The 22,741-nt window shown below is 44.8% G+C and carries 23 protein-coding genes; 14 read left to right on the top strand and 9 right to left on the bottom strand.

Annotated features, from left to right (window positions below; all coding sequences use genetic code 11):
* Positions 1-64 precede the first annotated feature (64 nt).
* The 5 genes from dapE to ACSSU7_RS05910 all read right to left on the bottom strand — a co-directional run bounded on the left by dapE (position 65) and on the right by ACSSU7_RS05910 (position 5,494).
* Positions 65-1,204 carry a succinyl-diaminopimelate desuccinylase gene (dapE, locus tag ACSSU7_RS05930; RefSeq protein WP_492515668.1) on the bottom strand — a complete coding sequence of 380 codons (1,140 nt, stop codon included), beginning with the start codon at positions 1,202-1,204 and terminating at the stop codon, positions 65-67.
* Positions 1,201-1,554: an ArsC family reductase gene (locus ACSSU7_RS05925; protein ID WP_492515667.1), complete on the bottom strand. Its 354-nt coding sequence runs from the start codon at positions 1,552-1,554 to the stop codon at positions 1,201-1,203. Before ACSSU7_RS05925 ends, dapE begins: the two co-directional genes overlap by 4 nt.
* A 24-nt stretch (positions 1,555-1,578) precedes the next feature.
* Entirely contained in the window at positions 1,579-2,406 is an 828-nt protein-coding gene (dapD, locus tag ACSSU7_RS05920) for a 2,3,4,5-tetrahydropyridine-2,6-dicarboxylate N-succinyltransferase (protein ID WP_036299941.1), read from the bottom strand.
* Positions 2,407-2,536: 130 nt separating this feature from the next.
* Positions 2,537-3,382 carry a M48 family metallopeptidase gene (locus ACSSU7_RS05915; protein ID WP_492515666.1) on the bottom strand — a complete coding sequence of 282 codons (846 nt, stop codon included), beginning with the start codon at positions 3,380-3,382 and terminating at the stop codon, positions 2,537-2,539.
* A gap of 228 nt (positions 3,383-3,610) precedes the next feature.
* The gene (locus ACSSU7_RS05910; RefSeq protein WP_492515665.1) at positions 3,611-5,494 is read right to left on the bottom strand and encodes a potassium transporter Kup; all 1,884 of its coding nucleotides are present in this window, start codon (positions 5,492-5,494) and stop codon (positions 3,611-3,613) included.
* 719 nt (positions 5,495-6,213) lie between these two features.
* On the opposite strand from ACSSU7_RS05910, the gene ACSSU7_RS05905 reads away from it, so the two are divergent.
* Positions 6,214-6,528 (top strand): ElaB/YgaM/YqjD family protein, encoded by a 315-nt coding sequence (locus tag ACSSU7_RS05905; protein ID WP_492515664.1) that lies wholly within the window; start codon positions 6,214-6,216, stop codon positions 6,526-6,528.
* A 490-nt stretch (positions 6,529-7,018) separates the two neighbouring features.
* On the top strand, positions 7,019-7,201 hold the full coding sequence (locus tag ACSSU7_RS05900; protein WP_492517765.1) for a YMGG-like glycine zipper-containing protein: 183 nt from the start codon (positions 7,019-7,021) through the stop codon (positions 7,199-7,201).
* Positions 7,202-7,286: 85 nt separating this feature from the next.
* Here ACSSU7_RS05900 and xseA read toward each other — a convergent pair whose 3' ends face one another.
* The gene (gene xseA, locus ACSSU7_RS05895) at positions 7,287-8,519 is read right to left on the bottom strand and encodes an exodeoxyribonuclease VII large subunit (RefSeq protein WP_492515663.1); all 1,233 of its coding nucleotides are present in this window, start codon (positions 8,517-8,519) and stop codon (positions 7,287-7,289) included.
* Positions 8,520-8,572: 53 nt separating this feature from the next.
* On the opposite strand from xseA, the gene ACSSU7_RS05890 reads away from it, so the two are divergent.
* The 6 genes from ACSSU7_RS05890 to ACSSU7_RS05865 all read left to right on the top strand — a co-directional run bounded on the left by ACSSU7_RS05890 (position 8,573) and on the right by ACSSU7_RS05865 (position 13,444).
* Complete coding sequence (locus tag ACSSU7_RS05890; RefSeq protein ID WP_492517764.1) at positions 8,573-9,067, top strand: disulfide bond formation protein B; 495 nt, start codon at positions 8,573-8,575, stop codon at positions 9,065-9,067.
* Between the two features lie 42 nt (positions 9,068-9,109).
* The gene (gene cysM / locus ACSSU7_RS05885; RefSeq protein ID WP_492515662.1) at positions 9,110-9,997 is read left to right on the top strand and encodes a cysteine synthase CysM; all 888 of its coding nucleotides are present in this window, start codon (positions 9,110-9,112) and stop codon (positions 9,995-9,997) included.
* On the top strand, positions 9,951-11,831 hold the full coding sequence (locus tag ACSSU7_RS05880) for a hypothetical protein (RefSeq protein ID WP_492515661.1): 1,881 nt from the start codon (positions 9,951-9,953) through the stop codon (positions 11,829-11,831). The genes cysM and ACSSU7_RS05880 overlap by 47 nt, the downstream gene beginning before the upstream one ends.
* 128 nt (positions 11,832-11,959) lie before the next feature.
* A complete protein-coding gene (locus ACSSU7_RS05875; protein ID WP_492515660.1) occupies positions 11,960-12,136 on the top strand; it encodes a hypothetical protein in 177 nt (58 codons plus the stop codon).
* 54 nt (positions 12,137-12,190) lie between these two features.
* Positions 12,191-12,607 carry a YdbL family probable chaperone protein gene (locus ACSSU7_RS05870; protein ID WP_492515659.1) on the top strand — a complete coding sequence of 139 codons (417 nt, stop codon included), beginning with the start codon at positions 12,191-12,193 and terminating at the stop codon, positions 12,605-12,607.
* A 63-nt stretch (positions 12,608-12,670) separates the two neighbouring features.
* Positions 12,671-13,444, top strand: coding sequence for a 3'-5' exonuclease (locus ACSSU7_RS05865; protein WP_492515658.1), 774 nt, complete (start codon positions 12,671-12,673; stop codon positions 13,442-13,444).
* 64 nt (positions 13,445-13,508) lie between these two features.
* On the opposite strand, the gene ACSSU7_RS05860 is transcribed toward ACSSU7_RS05865, so the two are convergent.
* A complete protein-coding gene (locus ACSSU7_RS05860; RefSeq protein WP_492515657.1) occupies positions 13,509-14,597 on the bottom strand; it encodes a M48 family metalloprotease in 1,089 nt (362 codons plus the stop codon).
* Between the two features lie 180 nt (positions 14,598-14,777).
* Between ACSSU7_RS05860 and rlmD the strand changes: the two genes are divergently transcribed.
* A complete protein-coding gene (gene rlmD / locus ACSSU7_RS05855; RefSeq protein WP_492515656.1) occupies positions 14,778-16,169 on the top strand; it encodes a 23S rRNA (uracil(1939)-C(5))-methyltransferase RlmD in 1,392 nt (463 codons plus the stop codon).
* 162 nt (positions 16,170-16,331) lie between these two features.
* Positions 16,332-17,021, top strand: coding sequence for an OmpW/AlkL family protein (locus ACSSU7_RS05850; RefSeq protein ID WP_492515655.1), 690 nt, complete (start codon positions 16,332-16,334; stop codon positions 17,019-17,021).
* Positions 17,022-17,229: 208 nt separating this feature from the next.
* Here ACSSU7_RS05850 and ACSSU7_RS05845 read toward each other — a convergent pair whose 3' ends face one another.
* Positions 17,230-17,553 carry a hypothetical protein gene (locus tag ACSSU7_RS05845; RefSeq protein ID WP_492515654.1) on the bottom strand — a complete coding sequence of 108 codons (324 nt, stop codon included), beginning with the start codon at positions 17,551-17,553 and terminating at the stop codon, positions 17,230-17,232.
* Positions 17,554-17,977: 424 nt separating this feature from the next.
* On the opposite strand from ACSSU7_RS05845, the gene ACSSU7_RS05840 reads away from it, so the two are divergent.
* Together ACSSU7_RS05840 and ACSSU7_RS05835 are read left to right on the top strand one after the other, a co-directional pair.
* The gene (locus tag ACSSU7_RS05840; RefSeq protein WP_492515653.1) at positions 17,978-18,574 is read left to right on the top strand and encodes a LexA family protein; all 597 of its coding nucleotides are present in this window, start codon (positions 17,978-17,980) and stop codon (positions 18,572-18,574) included.
* Between the two features lie 35 nt (positions 18,575-18,609).
* Positions 18,610-18,999, top strand: a complete 390-nt coding sequence (locus ACSSU7_RS05835; protein ID WP_492515652.1) for a septal ring lytic transglycosylase RlpA family protein — start codon at positions 18,610-18,612, stop codon at positions 18,997-18,999.
* Positions 19,000-19,236: 237 nt separating this feature from the next.
* On the opposite strand, the gene hemN is transcribed toward ACSSU7_RS05835, so the two are convergent.
* A complete protein-coding gene (gene hemN, locus ACSSU7_RS05830; RefSeq protein ID WP_492515651.1) occupies positions 19,237-20,685 on the bottom strand; it encodes an oxygen-independent coproporphyrinogen III oxidase in 1,449 nt (482 codons plus the stop codon).
* 285 nt (positions 20,686-20,970) lie between these two features.
* Between hemN and fnr the strand changes: the two genes are divergently transcribed.
* Both fnr and ACSSU7_RS05820 read left to right on the top strand, forming a co-directional pair.
* On the top strand, positions 20,971-21,714 hold the full coding sequence (fnr, locus tag ACSSU7_RS05825) for a fumarate/nitrate reduction transcriptional regulator Fnr (RefSeq protein WP_492515650.1): 744 nt from the start codon (positions 20,971-20,973) through the stop codon (positions 21,712-21,714).
* Positions 21,715-21,787: 73 nt separating this feature from the next.
* Positions 21,788-22,636 (top strand): radical SAM protein, encoded by an 849-nt coding sequence (locus ACSSU7_RS05820; RefSeq protein WP_492515649.1) that lies wholly within the window; start codon positions 21,788-21,790, stop codon positions 22,634-22,636.
* The last annotated feature ends 105 nt before the right edge of the window (positions 22,637-22,741 follow it).

Below are 22,741 nucleotides of genomic sequence, written 5' to 3'. Positions count from 1 at the left end.
TTGTCAGCAATTGTATTGAGCGTCTAAGCAGGCAGTCTTTAATTGAACCGCCCACGTTTATGTGCTATTTCAAAAGCTTTTCCATGGTTAATTGATAAGTTTGTTTTAGTGGCTCTATATCTGCCACGCCTACACATTCGTTTAGTTTATGAATGGTGGCATTGAGTGGCCCGAACTCAATCACTTGCTTGCAGATGTCTGCAATAAAACGTCCATCCGAGGTGCCGCCGGTGGTGGATAGTTCAGGGGTAATGCCGTAGGCTTGTTCAATTGCGCTAGAAATCGCCTCTACAAGATTGCCGCGTGGCGTGATATAAGGCGGGGAGTATTCCCACTCTAAGCTGTACTCTAATGCGTGCTTGTCTAAAATGGCATGCACGCGGCTTCTTAGGTTTTGCTCTGTACTACCCGCGCCATTAAGTTCTGGGCAGAATCTGAAGTTGAATAAGATCTCTACTTCGCCTGGCACCACGTTAGTAGCGCCGGTGCCGCCGTTCATGTTCGATATTTGCCAAGAGGTGGGCGGAAAGTACTCGTTACCGTTGTCCCATACTGTTTCCACCATATCTTTAATGGCAGGTGCTACTAGGTGAATCGGGTTCTTGACCAAGTGTGGGTAAGCAATGTGGCCTTGTATGCCTTTGACCAACAAATTGCCAGACAGTGAGCCGCGGCGACCATTTTTAATCATGTCACCGACTTTTTTGTTGCTGGTTGGCTCGCCAACGATACAGTAATCAATCAACTCACCGCGCGCTTTCAGCGCTTCAATTACTTTTACCGTGCCGTTAACCGCGATACCTTCTTCATCTGAAGTAATTAGCAGGCCGATAGAGCCTTGATGGTTTGGGTTTTCTGCCACAAAAGCTTCAATGCTAGTGATAAACGCAGCTAACGAGGTTTTCATGTCAGCTGCACCGCGTGCGTATAGCATACCGTCTTTAATGGTTGGCTCAAACGGCGCTGTATGCCATTTATCTAATGGGCCGGTAGGCACCACATCGGTATGGCCTGCAAATACTAGCAATGGCGCTGTTGTGCCGCGGCGCGCATAAAAGTTATCAACGTCACTAAAGCGCATGCGCTCGATTTTGAAACCTAATGGTTCTAAACGTGAAATCATCAACTCTTGGCAGCCAGCATCTAGCGGCGTGTTAGATTGACGTTGCAGGAGGTCGATTGCTAACTCTAAAGTAGTGCTCATGGTAGGAAGGTTTCTCTGTATAAAGTTTCATCAAAGCCTAAGCCTACGATTTTATTATCGTTGACTAAAATTGGGCGTTTGATCACTGAGGTTTTAGCTTGCATGAGTGCCGTGGCGGCCGTGTTATCAGTAATACTTGATTTGGTCGCTTCATCAAGCCCGCGCCAAGTAAGACCAGCGCGGTTGATAAGTTTGTCCCAAGGGTATTGGGTCAGCCATTGTTGAATTGTTATTTCATCAATGCCTGACTTTTTGAAATCATGAAACGTATAGGCAACACCGTTTTCATCCAGCCAAGTGCGGGCTTTTTTTACGGTGTTGCAATTGGGAATGCCATAAAGCGTGAGCATTGTATTTTGGGCTCTCTTAAAAGCTTAAATACCACGAAGTAATTCGTTAATGCCAACTTTGCCTAGTGTTTTAGCATCTACTTTTTTCACAATCACTGCACAGTAAAGACTGTAGCTGCCGTCTTTTGATGGCAAGTTACCTGAAACTACTACTGAACCAGCTGGTACGCGGCCGTAGAACACTTCGCCTGTTTCGCGGTCGTAGATTTTGGTTGATTGGCCAATATATACACCCATTGAAATCACACAGTTGTCTTCAACAATTACGCCTTCAACCACTTCAGAGCGAGCGCCGATAAAGCAGTTGTCGCCAATGATGGTTGGGCCTGCTTGTACAGGCTCTAATACGCCACCAATACCAACGCCACCTGACAAGTGCACGTTTTTACCGATTTGAGCGCATGAACCTACAGTCGCCCATGTGTCTACCATTGTGCCTTCGCCAACGTAAGCGCCAATGTTCACGTATGAAGGCATCAATACTGCATTTTTACCAATGAAAGAACCACGGCGTACAATCGCGTTAGGTACTACGCGGAACCCACCAGCTTTAAAGTCTTCTTCAGTGTAATCTGCAAATTTAGGTGGCACTTTGTCAAAATATTTGGTTACGCCATCGTCCATTAACTCATTGTCTTTTAGACGGAATGAAAGCAATACGGCTTTTTTCAACCATTGGTGTGTTTCCCATTGTTGCGTATCAGCTACACGGCTAGCTACACGTAGTTTGCCGCTATCTAAATCTGCAAGCACAGAAGCTACAGTAGATTTGATTTCAGCAGATGCATTGCCTGGGTTGATGTTAGCGCGGTCTTCAAACGCTGCTTCGATAATGCTTTGACGTGGATCCATAAAAGTCTCTATTGATTTTGAATAAGTTGGTAAATTAATTAATGCGACATTTTAACTCAAACAGGAGAATAGCCCAAAAATAAAGCGCACAACTGACGCTGTGCGCTCTAATAGTTGCTATTAGTGGTGGTTATTTGCTAGTTTTTGCTGCGTTGTAAAGCGGCCTGACTTTAGGCGCTAGCGCGCGTAACTCTGCAATGCGGCTTGCACTGGCTGGGTGGGTGCTAAGAAACTCGGGTGGTGTTGCACCGCCTTGCGCCTCCATTTTTTGCCATAAAGTGACGGCTGCATCTGGGTTGTAACCAGCGCGGGCGGCAAGCTCTAGACCAATTTTGTCAGCCTCTCGCTCTTGTTCGCGGCCATTAGGTAACGCAAAAAATAGTTGTGAACCCATGCTGGCAGCCTGCATGGATGCATTGCCAACCACTGCACCGGTGCTGGAGGATAACACTGCGCCTAGTGCCTGTAAGCCAAACTGCTGCACGTATGCTTGTGACATACGTTCGCGCCCGTGTTCACGTAGCGCATGGGCGATTTCATGGCCGATAACGGCAGCTAGCTCATCATCGGTAGCTTTTAGTTTATCTATCAAGCCTGTATATACCATGATTTTTCCGCCGGGCATGCAGTAAGCGTTAAGCTCGTCATTGTTTTCTACGTTGACTTCCCATTTCCATTGGGCGGCATCTGGTCTAAACACGCCGACCTGTGCGATGAGCCGGTTGGAGATTTTTCGCACGCGATCAAGCTGTGTTTTATTGGCGTTCAGGGTTTTTTTCTTTTCAGCCTCTTGCAATGTTTGGGTGTAAGCCTGAGTCGACATGGTGGTGACTTGTGATTCTGGCAGTAGCAGTAATTGGGTACGTTTCACCCCTGATACGCTGTCTTGGGTGGTGGTGGCGCAGCCGCTTAAATAAGCCATGAATACTGCTGAGATAAGGAGGCTGGACTGTTTGAATCTAAATAGAGGTGTCATTTTTATTAATCCGTTTGCGTGGTCTAAACAGTAACGCATTGCATGCAGATTGGTTGAATGCAATGTGCTAATTAAACAAGGGAAACAAGAATAAGTGTCTTCGCGAGCGAATCGCTTCGTTGCGCGGTATGTCGCATACTATCTCGGTTCCTGCGTTCCGTGCGCCTTGCACTTCATCTCGCCCGACGATTTATTCTGTGTTTCCCAAGATTTACATCTTGACTAACGTTAGAAGGTGACTTGTGTCCCAAGTTCAACCACGCGGTTGGGTGGCAGCTTAAACTGATTGGTAATTGTTTCTGCGCTGCGGAACAGCCCGATAAATATTTTTTTACGCCAGTAAGCCATTTCTGGTGATTCATGGGCAATTAAAATTTCTTTACCAATAAAGTAAGAGGTGTCCATTGCCTCCAGCACCAAGCCTTTATCTGCGCAAAGCGCCAGGTCTCTTGGCAAGTCCGGTTCATCTTTAAACCCGTACTGCACCGTTACGCGGTAAAACTCATGCGGTAAAACTTCAACGGTCACGCGGTCACTAGGCACGGTACGCGGAAAGTCTAAGAACTTCACCGTCAGGATCACAACTTTTTCATGGAGCACTTTATTGTGCTTCAGGTTGTGCAGCATGGCGTGCGGTACGCCCTCTGGGTTGGGGGTCATGAATAATGCAGTGCCGGCAACGCGCATCGGTGGGTGTGCACTAATGGCTTCAATGAACGGGTCCAGCGCCATTGCTTCGTTTTTAAGATGCTTATACAGCATGTTGCGGCCAGTTTTCCAGGTGATCATCAAGGTGAAAATGACCACGCCAATGATTAATGGTACCCAGCCGCCATCAGGAATCTTAAGTACGTTGGCACTAAAGAACGCAATATCAACTGTTAAGAATAATGCAACCAAAGCGCCGGTGCGCAGTTTGCTCCAGCCCCATAAGTTGTGAAACACAATGCCAGCCAGCAGGGTGGTAATCACCATGTCGCCGGTCACTGCAATACCGTAAGCGGCTGCTAGGTTGCCTGATGAACCAAAGCCGATGACCAGCACCATGACCGCAATCATTAGCCCCCAGTTAACGCGTGGCATGTAGATTTGCCCTTGCTGGCTTTCAGAGGTGTGTGACACATGCATGCGCGGCAAAAAGCCCAGCTGCAATGCTTGGCGAGATACAGAAAACGCGCCGGTAATCACAGCTTGCGAGGCAATCACTGCCGCCATGGTTGCCAAGATGATGAGTGGGAATAGCATCCACTCAGGTGCGAGCAGGTAAAAAGGGTTTTTCACTGCGGCTGGATTTTTGAGCACGAGCGCGCCTTGTCCAAAATAGTTCAGGATAAGTGCCGGCAACACAAAGCCAAACCATGCCATACGAATCGGAAAGCGTCCAAAGTGCCCCATGTCGGCATAGAGTGCTTCAGCTCCGGTTACCGCTAGCACGACAGCGCCTAATGCCACAAAGGCAATCCATGGGCTTAGTTGGAAAAAGTGAATTGCGTAAATTGGGTTGAGCGCATTGATGATGGCCGGGTATTGCATAATGCCATGAATGCCTAATATAGCTAAGGTACTAAACCATATCAGCATGATGGGGCCAAAAAAGGCACCTACCAGTGCGGTACCTTTGTTTTGTGCCCAGAATAAAAGAAACAATACGACAAGTGTAATCGGGAGGATAAGCGGGTGCAGCATCGGCGCGGACACTTCCAAACCCTCTACCGCTGATAACACTGAAATGGCGGGAGTGATGATGCCGTCTGCATAAAACATACACGCACCTAAAATACCTAATAGCATGATATTGCGCTGTTTTTTTGGATTATTTGCTACGTTGCGGCTCGCTAGTGCCAGCAGCGCCATAATGCCGCCTTCGCCACGGTTATCCGCTCGCATCACAAAGGCGACGTATTTAACCGATACCACCATGATCAGCGCCCAAACAATGAGCGATAAAATACCAAACATATTGGTTTCAGTCAGTGGTACCGGGTGTACGCCAACTGAAAACACTTCTTTAATGGTGTAGAGGGGGCTTGTGCCAATATCGCCAAAAACTACGCCTAATGCGGCAAGCGTAAGTGCTGAGCGATTGGTGTTACTACCAGAAGCTGATGACATTGTCGTGTGAATGAACGCTAATAATTGAGGTGGCTATTATCAGTCAATTCTCGTATGAAACCAATAATTATCTTAGGCATCATGGGCTTTTTGTGGATAGTGCAAATTTTGAAAATGCTAAGGGGCATTGTGTGTGCTAATGCACAGAGAAGCCTTAATGATAAGTGGATGATTTAAAAACCTTAGTGAACTAAAGTGAGTAACTTGATTTTGATACTGCCAGTGCTGAGTTTTTGCATGCTGGTTATTAATCTTTAGTTGATTCAATCAGGTGTGTATGACGATGTTTAATTAGCTTTAAGATATAGCGATGAAGCAACTGAAATATACTGAAAATATATAGTGAACATGCTTTCTGCAGCAGTACTGCTGGCTAGTGAAAAATGATATGCACTTAAAAACTAACTAACTGATGGAAACTTAACTTTAAGATTGGAGCTAAGAGTATCCGAATGCTTGGAAAGATTGCGATAGTCTTAATTGCTCTTTGGTTGCTGCCGCTGTAATGATTGTACGTTATCTTCAAAAAAAGCGGCTTTAATAAACACGAGCAACTAGTTCCACACTATTTATTTTCAGTCTGGTTTTAATCATGCTCGCTAAATTGCTAATTGCTTAAAATCAAGAAGTTCAGTGAAGGTCATTAGCTTGCTAGTTGCTGATTGCAGCTGTTTTAGTGTGCTTATGTAGACAATCTTTGAATATTAATGGGGTGCTATATGGATAATTTTTCTAATCAGTTTCATTCAAATCAATTGGTAGGTGAGATTAAAGAAGTGATGCTTGACGCTGAGGCCTTATTAGCAGCAACAGTAGGCACTGCTGATAAAAATCTTGCAGAAATACGTGATAAATCAGAAAAATCACTAAGACGAGTACGGGCTAGGTTGGACGATATGCAAACCGATGTTTTACTCAATGTAAAAGCCGCTACTAAAGCTACGGACGTTTATGTACATGAAAATCCTTGGCGTGCTATTGGGTTGGCAGCTAGCCTAGGAATAGTGATTGGTTTGCTGATAGGACGTCGTTAACTAACTCTAATTAAACAAACAGTTACTCCATTAAGGATGCCATTGTTTTGCAGTAGCATCATTAAATGGAGATCGTCTGCCAAACTCTCTCTTAACAACCTGATGGCGCTTATCAGTTAGTTGTACCAAGCTTGACTAGTTTTAACACGCATCCTACATCGGCTATATTGAATGAGCCTTCCAAGACGTTATTTGTTTAGTTGCTTCAACCATGGTCTGACGCAGTGAGTGCGCGACATATTATTTTACGCAATGCGCTTCAGCGTACAGACGCCGCATCGTTAATATTTGATAGTCATTAAGCTGACTTGGCACAAATTATCGTGCATTCAGTGATTGTTTGATTTAATTAAGATTTTAGTGGCATTGGTTGAGTGAAATCTCATTTAGTCACACATTCTAATAGTATTTTTATAACAATAATTCTTGTTAGAAATGTAAGAAAAGAGGCTAAGTGATGAACACAACACATAAGTATGTAGCCAATTTAATGATCGCCTTTGTTGTATTAGGTACGGTCGGGTGTAGTAGCATGTCCGCTCGTGATAAAAGTACTGCAATTGGCGCTGGCGTCGGTGGCGTTGCAGGCGCTGTACTTACTGGAGGTAGTGCGTTAGGCACAGTCGGTGGTGCAGCTGTTGGTGGTGTTATCGGCAATCAGATTGGCAAATAATCTATTATGAATTTCGCTAGTATCTAGCGACAACTTAAAGCGCACAGAAGTGAAACTTTGTGCGTTTATATATTAGCGAATACGTTTATTCGTTTCTAATTGTTTGAATCGTCGCATCGGCTGAGCCCGCCCCTAGGGTTAGTACCACCTCATCCCCATTTTTTAATTGTGAGCTAGTGCTGACAATTGCCCCTGATTTAGTTTGCACTAGTGCATATCCTCTGGTGAGCACCGCTTTAGGGTTTAGATGTTGCAGGTTCTGCTGTAGGCGCAACAAGCCTTGTTGTTTGCCTCGCAACTGTTGATTGATGCTGTTATTTAAACGGTAAGCCATTTGTGTGACTTGGGCTTTTTGTTGTGCAATCTGTTGCGCTGGGGATATCAGCCTGCGCGCCAAATAATCTAATGCTTGATATCGCTGGTTAAGTACAAATTGTATGTTTTTTGATAGTTGTAGCTTCAACTGATTGGTTTTATTCAGCATATCGTCACGCGATGGTGTTGCCAGTTCTGCGGCAGCAGTGGGGGTTGCCGCGCGAATATCCGCCACAAAATCACAGATGGTAAAGTCCGTCTCATGACCAACGCCGCTGATAGTGGGGATTGTGCAGTTGGCAATTGCGCGTGCCACAACTTCTTCATTAAACTGCCATAAATCCTCAATGCTGCCGCCACCGCGACAAATAATGAGCACATCGCACTCGGCGCGATTATTCGCCGTGTTGATGGCATTGGCGATAAGTTGCGCGACACCTTTGCCTTGCACCGGGGTAGGGTAAATAATAATCGGGATATTGGGCATGCGGCGCTTAAGTGTGGTGAGCACATCTCTTAATGCGGCCGCATCGGCAGAGGTTACCACGCCAATTTGTTTGGGATGCTTAGGGATTGCACGCTTGATGCTGGCATCAAACAAACCTTCGGCGCTGAGTTTTCTTTTTAATTTTTCAAACGCTTCAAATAAGGCGCCTAGCCCTGCACGTTGCACAAACTCTACCGTAAGCTGAAAGTCGCCACGTGCTTCATATAAAGTCACCGTGGCGCGTGCTTCGATTTTGTCCCCTTCGCGCGGGGTGAAATCAACGTAACTGTTACGGCCTTTAAACATAACGCAGCGCACTTGCGCGCCTGCATCTTTGAGTGAGAAATACCAATGCCCACTGGCTGCGCGTGTAAAGTTAGACACCTCACCCGAGACCCAAAATAGTGGGAAACTTTGTTCCAAAACATTTTTTGCCATACGGTTAAGTTCGCTGACAGTCAGCACTTTAGCGTTGGAGGCGCCTTCCTGAGATAAATTTGCGGCGAAGTCTGTCAAAATTGGCTTAATCCGTTAAAATGATTTTTTGAGATTATATCGTGACGGACATCATGCTAAATAAAATTCTTATTGGTCGTACAGGTTACTTCATCGGTTTTGCGGGCTGCTTTGCATTGGTTGGGTTAGCATTGTGGATACAAACGAAATTTGGCCTAGAGCCCTGTCCGTTGTGCATCTCACAGCGCATAGTGTTTATGTCGCTAGGTGTTTTGTTTTTAGTGGCGGCATTGGTGCCTAAGTGCTTAAAAGTGCAGTCAATACTTCAAGTGTTAACGGCATTGGGCGGTGCGGGTGTTGCAATTCGTCACTGGTGGATACAAGCACATAAAGAAGAAATGATTGCAGACTGTGGCGTGGGTTTTGATTATATGTTTGAAAACTTCCCGTTACAAAAAGCATTGACGCTAGTGTTCAAAGGCACTGGTGATTGCGCCGCGATTGACTGGACATTTTTAGGGCTGACCATTCCGCAGATGTCTCTGATTGCCTTTATTGGCTTTGGCGCATATGCCGTGTATGTGCTTAAATTAAATAGCAAAAAGTAAATCTAAATAACAACAGATGTGAAATAGTAGAGAATTGATTGAATGTACAAAACGATAGATAACTTTGTCGGCAATACGCCATTAGTTAAATTGCAACGCATGGCTGGCAATACCAGTAATACTATTTTATTGAAGCTTGAGGGGAATAATCCAGCCGGTTCAGTGAAAGATAGACCTGCGTACTCGATGATCACACGTGCTGAAGCCCGTGGTGAGATTAAACCGGGCGATACTTTAATTGAAGCAACCAGCGGCAATACCGGGATTGCGCTGGCGATGGTAGCGGCGATGCGCGGCTATAAAATGATATTAGTCATGCCGGACAACCAAAGCGTAGAACGCCGCCAAAGCATGAAAGCCTACGGCGCAGAGTTGGTGCTGACCCCTAAGGACGGCAGTATGGAGTTAGCGCGCGATGTGGCCATGAAAATGCAGGCGGAAGGCGAAGGCATTGTGCTAGACCAATTTGGTAACGCGGACAATCCATTAGCGCACTATGAAGGGACCGGCCCTGAAATTTGGCGCGATACCGAAGGTAAAATCACGCATTTTGTGTCTAGCATGGGGACAACAGGCACTATCATGGGTACCTCGCGTTTTTTGAAAGAGCAAAACCCTAACATTCAAATTGTGGGCGTACAGCCTGAAGAAGGGGCGCAAATCCCTGGCATTCGTAAATGGCCAGAGGCGTATCTCCCTAGTATTTACAATGCCAGTGCGGTGGATGAGCTGATTTACGTGAGCCAGAAGCATGCAGAAGATACCACGCGTAAATTAGCCACGATGGAAGGTATATTTGCCGGTATCTCATCTGGCGGTGCTTTGTATGCTGCCTTGCAGTTATCTAAGCGTGTGGAAAATGCTGTGATCGTGAGCATTGTGTGTGACAGAGGTGATCGTTACCTCTCTACAGGTGTTTATCCGTCGTAGCTCACCCGATATGAGCGCGCTTGGCCGCATTGTTAGTGTTTGCTGTTTAATCTGCTATAGCATTACTGCACAAGCGGTTTCTGAGGTTTCTATTAGCGTAGAGCATCTTGAGCATGCAATGGGTGATGCTAAGAACATTGCGTTAAAGATTCAGTTGAATCAAGCTAAACCTAGCGTTACTCTACATGCGGCATTAAAACCAGCAGATACCGATGCAGAGCGCAAGCAGGATGAGTGGACGCAGTTAGCCCTTAGCTGCGACCTACCAAAGCGACGCAGCATTGAGGCAGTGCGCTGCGACAATGGGCGCTTAAAAAGCGCACGTGTGGATTTGCCTTTTAGTCTGGATATCAACCATTTATTTCAGCGTAATCAGCTAGATGTTGATGCCGCACTGTACTTAAAGGGCGGCAGCTTTAGTGATGAAGCTGGGTTGCATGCCGCAGAAAAACTGAGCGGTGCAATGACGATTGCATTAAAGCGGGAAGCGCAAGGCTGGCAATGGCGTACCACTGTGGATTGGCAAACTGGTGAAGTGTTTTGGCAGCCTTTTTATGTTGAAAGTGGCGGCCATGCATTGCAGGCGATGGGCACGTTAATAGATGATGTGCTCAAGGTTGATCAAGCGCATTTGAAAATTAACCGCGTAGGCGAGTTAGATGCGGATGGCACTGTGAGGCTCAGTGATTTTAAGCTGCTGGATTTAAATGCCAAGCTACCCAAACTAGATCTAGGCACAGCTTACCCTTTGCTGTTTAAACCACTGTTAGGCAATACCGCATTTAATAATGCCACGATTGATGGCACTGCCGCATTGCAACTTAAAGTGAAAAATACTGAGTTGCAATCATTCAATTTGCAACTGAATGCTGTAGATGTAGTGGATATTAATAATAAATTTGCGTTTTATCAGCTAAATGCAAATATTCCATGGAGTTATGAGGCATCGAACCCGGTACGCTTAAGTTATGCGCGTGGCAGTTTGCTGAATTTGCCGTTAGGCAAAACCGACATTAATGCAGAGGTGAACCGTTACGCAATCACCGCGCCTAATATCCGCTTGCCAGTGTTGGATGGAGCACTAAGTTTGTCTAACCTATCTGCAACACGCCTGCACAATGAGTGGTTTTGGCATCTGAGCGCTAAGCTGGAGCCAATCTCGATGGAAGACTTTAGTACGCAACTTAAGTTACCGCGAATGCTGGGTAAAGCGTCAGCGCAAATTCCTTTGGTGACCTATAGCGGTGGCATACTCACTACGGATGGCAGCGTGGTGCTCAATGTGTTCAATGGCACAGCTACGGTAACGCAATTGACTATGCATACGCCCTTGGGCATTGCGCCAAAATTAAATGCGGATATTGCTTTAAGAAATTTAGAGTTAGGTGAACTTACTAGAACGTTCTCATTTGGTGCTATTGAAGGTAAATTAGATGGGGATATTAAAGGCTTGGAGCTACAGAACTGGAAGCCTGTGGCTTTTGATGCGCGGATACAGAGCAGCCCTGGCAAATACCCAAAAAAGATTTCACAACGTGCGGTAGAGAATATTTCGGCATTAGGTGGTGGCGGAGCCGCTGCTGCGGTGCAGCGTAGTTTTTTACGTTTTTTTCAGCAGTTTAATTACGGCCAGATGGGGCTAAGTTGCCGCTTGCGCAATGATGTTTGCGAAATGGGCGGGGTTGAGTCAACCGCGCATGGGTACATCATCGTTAAAGGAAGTGGTATCCCTGCGATTACAGTGATGGGGTACAATCAGACCGTAGGCTGGAGCGAGCTGTTAGCGCGTATCGAGCGCGTTATTGATGGTAATAGTAAGGCTGTAGTACGTTAGTCGTTAGTGCGTTATGTCTAGTGTGCTAGCCGCTATGTATGGTGTATAAGTTTGCAAAATCGTACTCAAAAATGCTTAGTGAATTTAAATGGTTTTAACGCAACACATTCAATGATAAAGGATAGGTAATGAAAAACTGGTCAATCGCCTTGGTATTGGCATGCGTTTTACCCGCTTGTGTCACCATTAATATTTATTTTCCGGCAGCTGCCGCAGAAAAGGCCGCTGATAAGATTATTGACGATGTATGGCAGCTTAAAAATGGCGCAGAAAAGCCAAGCACGCAGACGGTAGAGCCACAGTAAATTAAGGCTCGGCTTAAATTTAAGCAAGTAAATGATTGAATTGAAGGAATGATGATGAAAAAAATATTATTCGGCGTGATGTTGTTGGTGGCGATGCTTGCAAATCAAGTAGTGGTAGCTGCCGCAGATTTAGAGGTAAATACCCCGGCAATTTCAGCGATTAAGGGTAGCATGCAAGCTCGCCACGCTCAGTTGGCTTCGCATTATGCAAGTGGTGCTATTGGCCTGACCAAAGATGGTCTGATTGCGGTACGTGATGCAAATGCAGTGCCGCTCAAAGATCGCGCTGCATTAAATGGTGTGGTGGCGGCAGAGAATGCAGACCGCGCCAAACTGTATCAGGAAATTGCGACAGCAAACGGCCATCCTGAATGGCAAGCTGAAATTCAAAACACCTTTGCAAGCCGTTGGATTGATAAAGCACAAGGCGGATGGTGGGTGCAGGGCGCAGGTGGTTGGACCAAAAAATAACCGAGTTCATTTAACAAGTTCATTTAATTTGGTGTTTCCTGAGATTTTAATAAAGCCCTAACCATGACCCCTACTTTAGTTTTTGATATTGAGACCATTCCAGATACCGATGGTATCCGTAGCTTATTAGATTTACCCGCTGATATTTCGGATGAAGATGTGGCAAATATTGCCTTGCATCAGCGCCGGCAACAAAATGGCACGGAGTTTTTACCGTTACATCAGCACCGCATCTGCGCCATTTCATGCGCACTGCGTGAGGGTAAACAATTTAAAGTATGGACGCTGGGCGACCCAGATTCATCTGAAGCTGAAATTATCCAGCGTTTTTTTGATGGTATAGAAAAATATACCCCGCAGATTATCTCTTGGAATGGCGGTGGCTTTGATTTGCCTGTGCTGCATTATCGCGGGCTAATCCATGGGATTAACGCAAGCCGCTACTGGGATTTAGGCGAAGATGATAAAGAGTTTAAGTGGAACAACTATATCAGCCGCTATCACACCCGGCATTTAGACTTGATGGATGTGATGGCTATGTTTAATGCGCGTGCTAATGCACCGCTAGACGATTTAGCCAAGCTGTGTGGCTTTCCGGGTAAATTAGGCATGGATGGCAGCAAGGTCTGGGATGCCTATAAAGCGGGCAAGATTGCTGAAATCAGAGATTATTGTGAAACGGATGTGGCCAACACACATCTTGTTTATTTGAGGTTCCAATTGATGCGCGGCCATTTGACGCCTGAGGCTTACGCCGCAGAAATTGATTTAGTGCGCGATACGTTATCAGGCTACACCGCACCGCATTGGCCAGAGTTCCTAGCGGCTTGGAAATAATTAGCAAAACAGTAAAGAAATAATAGGGGTTACCCCTATTATTTCTTTACCCGTTATTTTCTTGTTATTTCTTTAACTCAGGGTTAAGTGCTGCGCCCTTTGCAATTTTTCCTTTAATTTCTTTCACAGTTTCTTCAATCGCTACAAAACGCTGTGGTGTAGTCGGGTGTGATGATTTGATAGTAATGGCTTGTGAGTTATTCACGGCCATTCTGCGCCAAAAGCCAGCAGCATTATCAATATTAAAGCCGGATTTTTGCATGATGTATAGGCCTACATAGTCCGCTTCTTGCTCAAACTCAACCGAGTACGCATTGCCAGCAATGCCAGCACCCATGCGGCTAAAGTCGCCGTTGGTATTCACACCTGCAGTGGCCGCAGCAATATCCAGCAACAAACCTAAGACCCCGCCTGTCGTCGCATTTTTCTTTTTAGCTTCGATGTGTTTCATCGCATTGTGCGCAAGTTCATGGCTAAGTACTAGCGCCATTTCTTCATCGGTTTTGAAGAAGTCCATCATGCCCTTGTACATTACAATGTTGGTACCATCTGCATAAGCGTTTTTGGTGTCATCTGGCGCTAGGTGTACTTGAAAGTCACAGGACTTAACTGGTGTGATGGATACCTTCTGTTCGGCACCATCTCTTAATACGGCCAGTTCTACCGGGCCCAGGCTTTTAGCTTGCTCAGCCAGTTTTTGCGCTAGCTGTTTATCTGCATCTTTACCAACGGGTACTAGCCAGTGGTTAATAGAAACTAAAACGTCGCCTTCTTTCAGGGCTGCTTTTTCAGCCGGAGACTTCTCTACAATGTGCAGAATCTTAAACTTTTCATCCAAGTTGTATTTAGATTTGGTGACTTCTTTCCAGGCTGGCTTAAAGCCATCTTGATTCCAATAGTTAAACCCATAGTAGCCGGATGTTTTGTCGCCACATAAATCAGTGCCGTTAGTGATAATGCGTGAAGAAACATTTTGCAGTTTTTTATAGTTGCTCATGTAGTCCTCAACCACCAGTTCCTGCTGTTTTTTTGTTTCAGCGTCTGTGGTTGCGTTGCTAATAGTGGGTGCACGTGTTTGGGGTGCAGCACAGCCGATGAGTATTAAGGACGGCAGTAAGGCAGAGAGCAGCAGGGTAGATCTAACTGGAAGCATGTTGATTTCCTTATTGTTATTGTTGATTCATAAAGCGGAACGTTTTTTTATTGTTACTTCATTATTTTTCGGCATAGCAGTACTTAATTGTCTAGATCAGCGGTACTTTGCGTGTCCATTTCTAGTGTAGCAAAATAAGATAGTTTCCTCTAATACCAGCTCTGCGGTAAAATTTAGCCTATGAGAAAACGTAGAAATAAGGCGCAAGCTGAAAATGTACCAGCACCAATCCTGACTGCTGTGATTGAATCACTAGACCAAGAGGGGCGTGGTGTTACCCATTATGAAGGTAAAACGATCTTTGTTGATGGCGCATTGCCAGGTGAAAAAGTCACTTTCCAATCGCAACGGATTAAACCTAGCTATGAAGTGGCGAATGTGGTGGAAGTATTAAAACAGTCCAACCAGCGCGTAACACCAAAATGCCCACATTTTGGTGTGTGTGGCGGTTGTAAGTTACAACATTTAGATTTTGCCGCGCAGGTTGCCACCAAGCAGCGCTTGCTTGAGAGTGATTTATGGCATATCGGCAAGGTAAAAGCTGAAAACATGTTGCCGCCACTGTACGGCCCAACTTGGGGCTATCGCCACAAGGCACGTTTAAGCGTTAAATACGTAGAGAAAAAACAGCGTGTATTGGTTGGTTTTAATGAAAAATCAACACGCTTTGTTGCGGACATGAATAGCTGTGAAGTATTGGTGCCGGAAGTTTCTGCATTGATAGCACCGCTGCAAGAGTTGATAGTGCAGCTAAGCATTCGAGATAAATTACCTCAAATCGAATTGGCGGTGGGTGAACCAGATGCTGCTGAGCCAGACGCAAACGGGCAAACCGGCAAGTCGGTGGTGGTGTTAATTCTGCGCATTATGGCACCGTTAACCGCGCAAGATGAAACCCTGCTTAAAGTGTTTGCGGATGCGCATGGCGTGCAGGTTTGGACGCAAACCAAAGGACCAGATACTATCAAGCCGTTTTATCCATTGGACGGCAGCCAGTTGCAATATAGTCTGCCAGAGTTTGGCTTAACTTATCCGTTCAAACCCAATGAGTTTACGCAAGTGAACCCGCAAATTAATCAGGTGATGATTCGCCGCGCCATGCAGTTACTTGCACCACAGGCGCATGAGCAGATTGCCGACTTTTTCTGTGGTATTGGTAACTTCACTTTGCCTATCGCGCGCAGCGGTGCACAGGTGTTGGGGCTAGAGGGCTTGGCTAATCTAGTTGAGCGCGCAAATGAAAGCGCGCAGTTAAATGCGATTAATCATGTTAAATTTGGCGTAGCTGACTTGTTTAAAATGACACCGGAAGCATTAACTGGTTTAGGCCGTTTTAATAAATGGCTGGTTGACCCACCGCGTGATGGTGCGTTTGAGTTGGTTAAAGCGTTAGATGCTAGCAATCAGCCGGAATCTATTGTTTATGTCTCTTGTAACCCTGCCACTTTGGCACGCGATGCAGGTGTATTAGTGAATGAAAAGGGCTACCAATTAAAAGCAGCCGGTGTCATTAATATGTTTCCGCATACTGCGCATGTTGAGTCTATCGCTTTATTCACGCTCAAACACTAAATTTATTCTGAAACTTATCCTAGGTTGCCGTTGTAAAACGGCAACAATTTCTTACTAGCACCGCTTCACTTGATGCAAATCAAAATGCATCCGAAATTAGCTCAATATAATTCGTCCATCGAATTTGCATTAGTTAATTTATTTTTAAGTGGAGAGTAAAAGATGAAAAAGTCAGTATTAGTGTTAGCAATCGCTGCTGTATTTGCCCCAATGTTAGCCCAAGCAGAAGCAGGTGACTGGGTAGTGCGCGTGCGTGCTGCTAATGTAAGCCCGAACGAAGACAGTAAATTGGGTAAAACCGTTAACAAAAACGTAGCCAACGTAATGTCGCCAGGTGCTGAATTGTCTGTGGACAGTCACACGATTCCTGAGTTGGATATTTCTTACTACATCACAAAAAATATCGCTGCCGAATTAATCTTGGCAACAGGCTCTAAGCATGACGTAAGCATTAAAGGCGATGCTGGCACTACCGTTGGTAACCAATTATTAGGCAGCGTAGATGCTTTGCCACCAACATTAACTGCACAATGGCACTTTAATCCTGACCAAATGATCGATCCATATGTAGGTGCTGGTGTTAACTACACAAACTTCTTGGATAAAAAACTTAACATCAGACAAGGTGCTCTAGCTGGCTCAAAAATCAAAGTGGATAACGATAGCTGGGGTTATGCATTGCAAGCCGGTGTTGATATTAACTTGAAAGACGGCTGGTTGATCAATGCGGACGTTAAATACGTGACGATTGATACAACAGTTAAATTGAAGACAGCTAGCGGCTGGACAAAAATTGACTCACTAGACATCAACCCATGGGTGTTTGGTATTGGTATTGGTAAAAAATTCTAAAATATAGTGATGAGTTAATACTCAATCATGTAACAAGTTTGTAAGGCCTCCACGTTTGCCCCTGTTACTCGTAGCAGGGGCTTTTTTTATTATGGAGTTATATCAAGCCAGTGACCAGTTTCGGCTTAAAGCTGATGTTCAACGTTTGAATTAAGGGGCTGGCTTTAGCCAGTCCCGCTTGAATGATGGGTTAGGCGCTATATGCATATTACTCAGTAGTTTTGTGTGCACTACTTTTCCCTGCCCAATAGTATAAAAAAACTGCCATGCCAATAATGATAGCTATTGGCTCAGCTAGCATCACTGCACCAAACTCACAGGAAAAACCAGTGCTACTAGAGCACACTATTCTTGAAAAAATATTAACGAAGAATATTGCAGATAAGAATGCACTTAGAAAAGCACCTAGAATAAAAAGAATGAAAGAACGACGTTTCCCATTATGTGCGTAACGATACTTAGCATAAACAAAAATGAGAATTGCTAGTACCAATAAACAGATAGTAGCAATCATGATAATTAGCGGATGCATTTTTAGCGCCTAACAGTAATTATAGAGACCCATGGGTCTCTATATTAATAATTGAATGTTCGTGGCGCATGGCTGGAGTCCCTTGCCTTTTCTTGGTTTTATTGTTTCTCGGTCTCTTTATTGAAATATTAATATAGAGACGCAGCAATCCTGTTTCACCGATTGTAAACTATTACCTTTTTCATCACCACTATTGAAGTCAAGCTTGGTAACTCGAAGGAACTTGGGTCCAATACGCGAGCTTTCTCATGCGCAGCCGCGGCCGCATGGTCTTGTGGTGGGTACGTAAAGAAAACTGTTGCATGATTAAAGTAAGCACTCAAATATAAAAACCACTTAGCTTGCCATTATGATCAATTAGATTGATAATAAGAACGAACGTTCTTTTCAATGATAATTATACATAAATGCAGGATATTCACACATGACTGATTTCAATAAAGTACATGAGTCTGATATTGAGAAACTGGGGCAGTTAAGAGATTACTTTTCCACCTATCGCTCGTTGCCAAGTTACAGCTACATGCAAACGCTGTTAAAGGTGAAATCAAAAAATACGATTGCCCAATTGGTTGCTCGCTTGAAGTTGATGGGGTTTCTGGAGATAGCCCCAGACAAAAAATTAAGCCCAGGGAAACGCTTCTTCGAGCGCCCTCTCTCAAGCAACACAGTGCAAGCCGGTGGATTTACTGCAACCTATAATGATGGTGTAGATTACATTACGATTGACGAGTATCTTGTTAAAAAGCCCTCAGTCACTGAATTAATTCCAGTTAAAGGTGACTCAATGAAAGACCTGGGTATCTTGGATGGAGATACTGTTATTGTTGAAAAAAGACCTTTTGCCAATATTGGCGATATCGTTGTTGCAATCATTGATGATAAATTCACCATCAAGACCTTGGGTAAAGAAAAAGATATGTTTGTACTTATCCCAGCCAATAAAGACTTTGACATCATCCGACCTAAAGAGCAATTTGCAATCTATGGTGTTGTTGCCGGACAGTTTAGGAGTTACTAGCAACACTGACTATGCAACACACTCGAAACTGAAATATGGAGCTCAATTTGAAAACGTTATCGATAATCGTATTTTTACTAGCTTTGTACGGTTGTAGCAGCATACCAACTGGGGATCGCGACAATTGGATAGGACATACCGAATCGGGAGAAGCTTCTTTTTACGATGACAAATTTCAGAATCGAAAAACGGCTAGCGGAGAGCGGTATAACCATAGTTTAAAAACAGCGGCTCATAACAAAATCCCTTTCGGTTCAAGCGTAAAGGTAACGAACAAGAGTAATGGCAAAAGCGTCGTTGTAAAAGTAAATGATCGTGGCCCTTTCGCAAAAGGTCGAGTTATTGATCTTTCAAAGTCTGCATTCAGTAGTATTGGCAACCCGACTTCTGGTGTGATAAACGTTAGTATAGAAGTTGTACAGTAGCTCATAACAATTTGTTCAAGCGTGGTGCTGTTTCGTGGCACAACTTAGGCATGTAGCGTCCGCTTTGGGTCGAAAGCAGTCATTAGATAAAACAACATACCCTATTAAAGTCATCAGCTAACACGAGAAGTGAGATTTCAATAAAAATAGAGCCTACAAAATGCTTGATAAACAAAAGCCTAGCTAAATTAGCTAGGCTTTTGTTTAGAGCTTTAAATAGTTGAGCTAGATAATTATTTAAATGATTTTTGAGAACCTAGCGCGATTGCGGTCGGTTTGCAGGTAGCGGTCAAATACCATCCCTACTGCACGTACAAAGAACCAGCCAAAATCGGTCACTTGCAGGCTATTTTCATCTAACGTGACCATGCCGGTTTTTTCTAGCTCTTTAAGTGCTTCTAGTTCATTAGCAAAGTATTGTTTAAAGTTAATCATGTAGGCAAGCTCGATAGCTTCATATTGCAGCTCACCTTGGCACATAATGGCCATGATGACCGCACGGCGCACTAGATCGTCGCGGGTTAGTGCTAGGCCATGTACAATAGGAAATCTGCCTTGGTTAAGGTAGTCGTAATACTCCTCTAGTGTTTTTGCATTTTGGCTGTAAGTTGCCCCTACGCGGCCAATGGCAGAAACACCTAGGCTGATTAAATCGCAATCTGGTTGTGTGCTGTAGCCTTGGAAGTTTCGATGCAATCTACCTTGGCGCTTGGCAATTGCCAGTGCATCCGTAGGTAGAGCAAAGTGATCCATGCCCACATACACGTAACCTGCGTTAAGGAATGTCGCAATCGCATTGGATAGCATCGCGATTTTTGCAGATGCTGCAGGTAGCTCATAAGTATCAATTCTGCGTTGTGGTTTGAAGCGCTCAGGTAAGTGCGCGTACGCATATAATGCGATTCTTTCTGGTCTTAGCTCTACAATTTGTGCCAAGGTTTTTGAGAATGACTCTGGTGATTGCTTAGGTAAGCCATAAATTAAATCCACATTGACTGAATCAAACTTTAGGCGTCGAGCAGCTTCAACGAGTGAAAATACTTGCTCCGCAGGCTGGATGCGGTGCACGGCTTTTTGCACTTCTGGGTCAAAATCCTGCACACCAAAACTTAGGCGATTAAAACCAAGTGAGGCTAAATGTGCCAAGCGTTGTTCGTTGACGGTGCGAGGGTCAACCTCGATTGAATATTCTCCATTAGGTGCTAACACAAAGCTGCGGCGTATCATCGCCATCAGTTCACTGAGCTCTTCATCACTGAAAAACGTGGGTGAGCCACCACCTAGGTGCAGCTGTGAAATGGTTTGACCTGCACCCAAGTGCTCAACATGTAAATCGATTTCACGGCTTAAATATCTTAAATACTCTACGCTACGCTCGTGATGCTTGGTCACGATTTTGTTGCATGCACAGAAAAAGCACAGTGATTCACAAAATGGAATATGCACATAAATCGAGAGCGGCAGTGTTAAGCCGCCAATACGGCGCTGCGCTAGCGTTTGCTTATAAGTCTCTTCTGTAAATGCTTCAACAAATCGGTCTGCCGTGGGGTAAGAGGTGTATCTAGGGCCAGAAACGTCAAATTTTTGCAAGGTTTCAGGCGTTAGCGTCGGTACCGTATTTTTTGCCTCAACCGCTGTGTTGGCAGATTGATTGCTAGGAAAGTTGATTGTATTGTTGGCAACCATGATTGTGACTCCTAAACCGTTTGGTTTATCCTGTAAATATAAAATGCACTCCGCACTATGGCGTTTAATTGAACCCTAAAATGAGGTGCTTTGCTGCAGTTCGCCTAGCTACAGCGCATTCTTTTTACGATGAAAACCTAATATTTACAGGGCAAACTACAGGCCTATACTTTGCCATCACTGTAAGTAAAAGCCTTTGATGCACATCAAAAGATAATTATGAAGTGACGATTATTTAATTCACTGGCGGCAAACTGCCGAAAGCGGTATATTTAATGAAATCGTATGAGTGGGCACAGTATGCAACCTGTTTTAAATCTAGAAGCCATTAAAGTCGCTTGTTCTAACTGCAATCTGCGCGAGCTGTGCATGCCTGTGGGCTTTGATGTCGAAGAAATGAAAAGGCTTGATGAAGTGGTTGAAAAGCGCCGCCGGGTTAAGCAGGGCGAGTTGCTGTTTAATAGCGGCGATACGTTTACTTCGCTATATGCGATACGGACTGGTTTTTTTAAAACCTGTGTGACCAGTGAAGATGGCCGTGAGCAAGTGACTGGCTTCCAAATGGCGGGTGAAATTATTGGCATGGACGGTATTGTGAGTGACCGCCATAACTGTAATGCCGTGGCGTTAGAGGATGCAGAAGTCTGCGTGATGCCGTTTGCCACAGTGGAAGACCTGTCACGCGAGTTACCTGCGCTACAAAGACACGTACATAAAATTATGAGCCGTGAAATCGTACGTGAGAATAGCGTGATGATGTTGCTAGGCAATATGCGTGCGGAAGAGCGCTTAGCTGCATTTTTGCTTAATCTTTTGCAGCGTTTGCATGCCCGCGGTTTATCACAATCTGAATTAGTGTTACGGATGACGCGTGAAGAAATCGGCAGTTATCTGGGTCTTAAATTAGAAACAGTGAGTCGTGCTTTTTCTAAGTTTAGTGAAGACGGCATTATTGAAGTGAAACAGCGTTACGTCAAAGTATTGGAACCTGACGCGTTGAAAAAAATATTCAATCCGCAAACCTATTAATTAGTGTGCGGGTGAAGTTTAAGCATTGCAATCGCAGCCGCTCTGGCATCATCTTTAAAGTAGTGATTTCTGCATGACCACAAAAATTCATCTAACCACCACTGATCATAACCGTGATGTCGTCGGGCTTAAGTATATTTACCCGGTGATTTCACGGCGCGCTGGTGGCGTGTCTGTCGGCGTTAACTTGAATGTCAATAATGCCTGTAACTGGCGTTGTATCTACTGCAACGTGCCTAATCTGACCCGCGGATCACCGCCGCCAATAGAGTTGGACGTATTAGAACAAGAACTGCGTGGCTTTTTGCATGACCTGCTGCATGGTGATTTTATGCAGCGCCATGTCCAAGAGGGCGACCGTCAGCTTAAAGATATTGCATTCTCTGGTAATGGCGAGCCTACCAGCGTGAAAGAGTTTCCACAAGTGCTGACATTGGTGGAAAACGTACTGCGTGATTTTGACTTGCTAGGCAAAATTAAAGTGCGACTAATCACCAACGGCAGTTTGATGGATAAGCCTTTAGTGCTGGAGAGCATGAAGCATCTGGCGCAACTGAATGGCGAAGTTTGGTTTAAGGTGGATGGCGGCTCTAAAGCTGCTATTGCACGTGTGAATGACGTTAACCTTAATCCTGAGAGCCACTTACAGCGCTTGAGGCAATGTGCAGAGGCTTGCCCAACTTTTATACAAACCTGCATGTTTTTGTTAGATGGCGTGCCGCCTAGTGAAGCCGATATAAATGACTACCTAGCCTTGATTAGTCAGGCAAAAGATGTGATTAAAGGCGTGCATCTTTATGGGCTAGCGCGCCGTTCAGAGCAGGCTGAAGTGGATAGACTGTCACGCCTACCTGCTGAGTGGTTAGAAGCCGTGGCACAGCGTATCCGAGAGTGCGGTATCACTGTGTATGTGAGCCCTTAGTTCAATTGAGAGAGCCTAACGAAGCTGCATAAAATATCATGACAGATATCTTGTCTGTGTAACATGCATGGGCAGTCCAAAGTTGGAGTGAGGTGTTACTTCTTT

Source organism: Methylotenera sp. E1MeOHC1, assembly GCF_058745595.1.
Note: the sequence above shows the minus strand (reverse complement) of the source record. Positions and strands in the feature narration are given on the sequence as shown.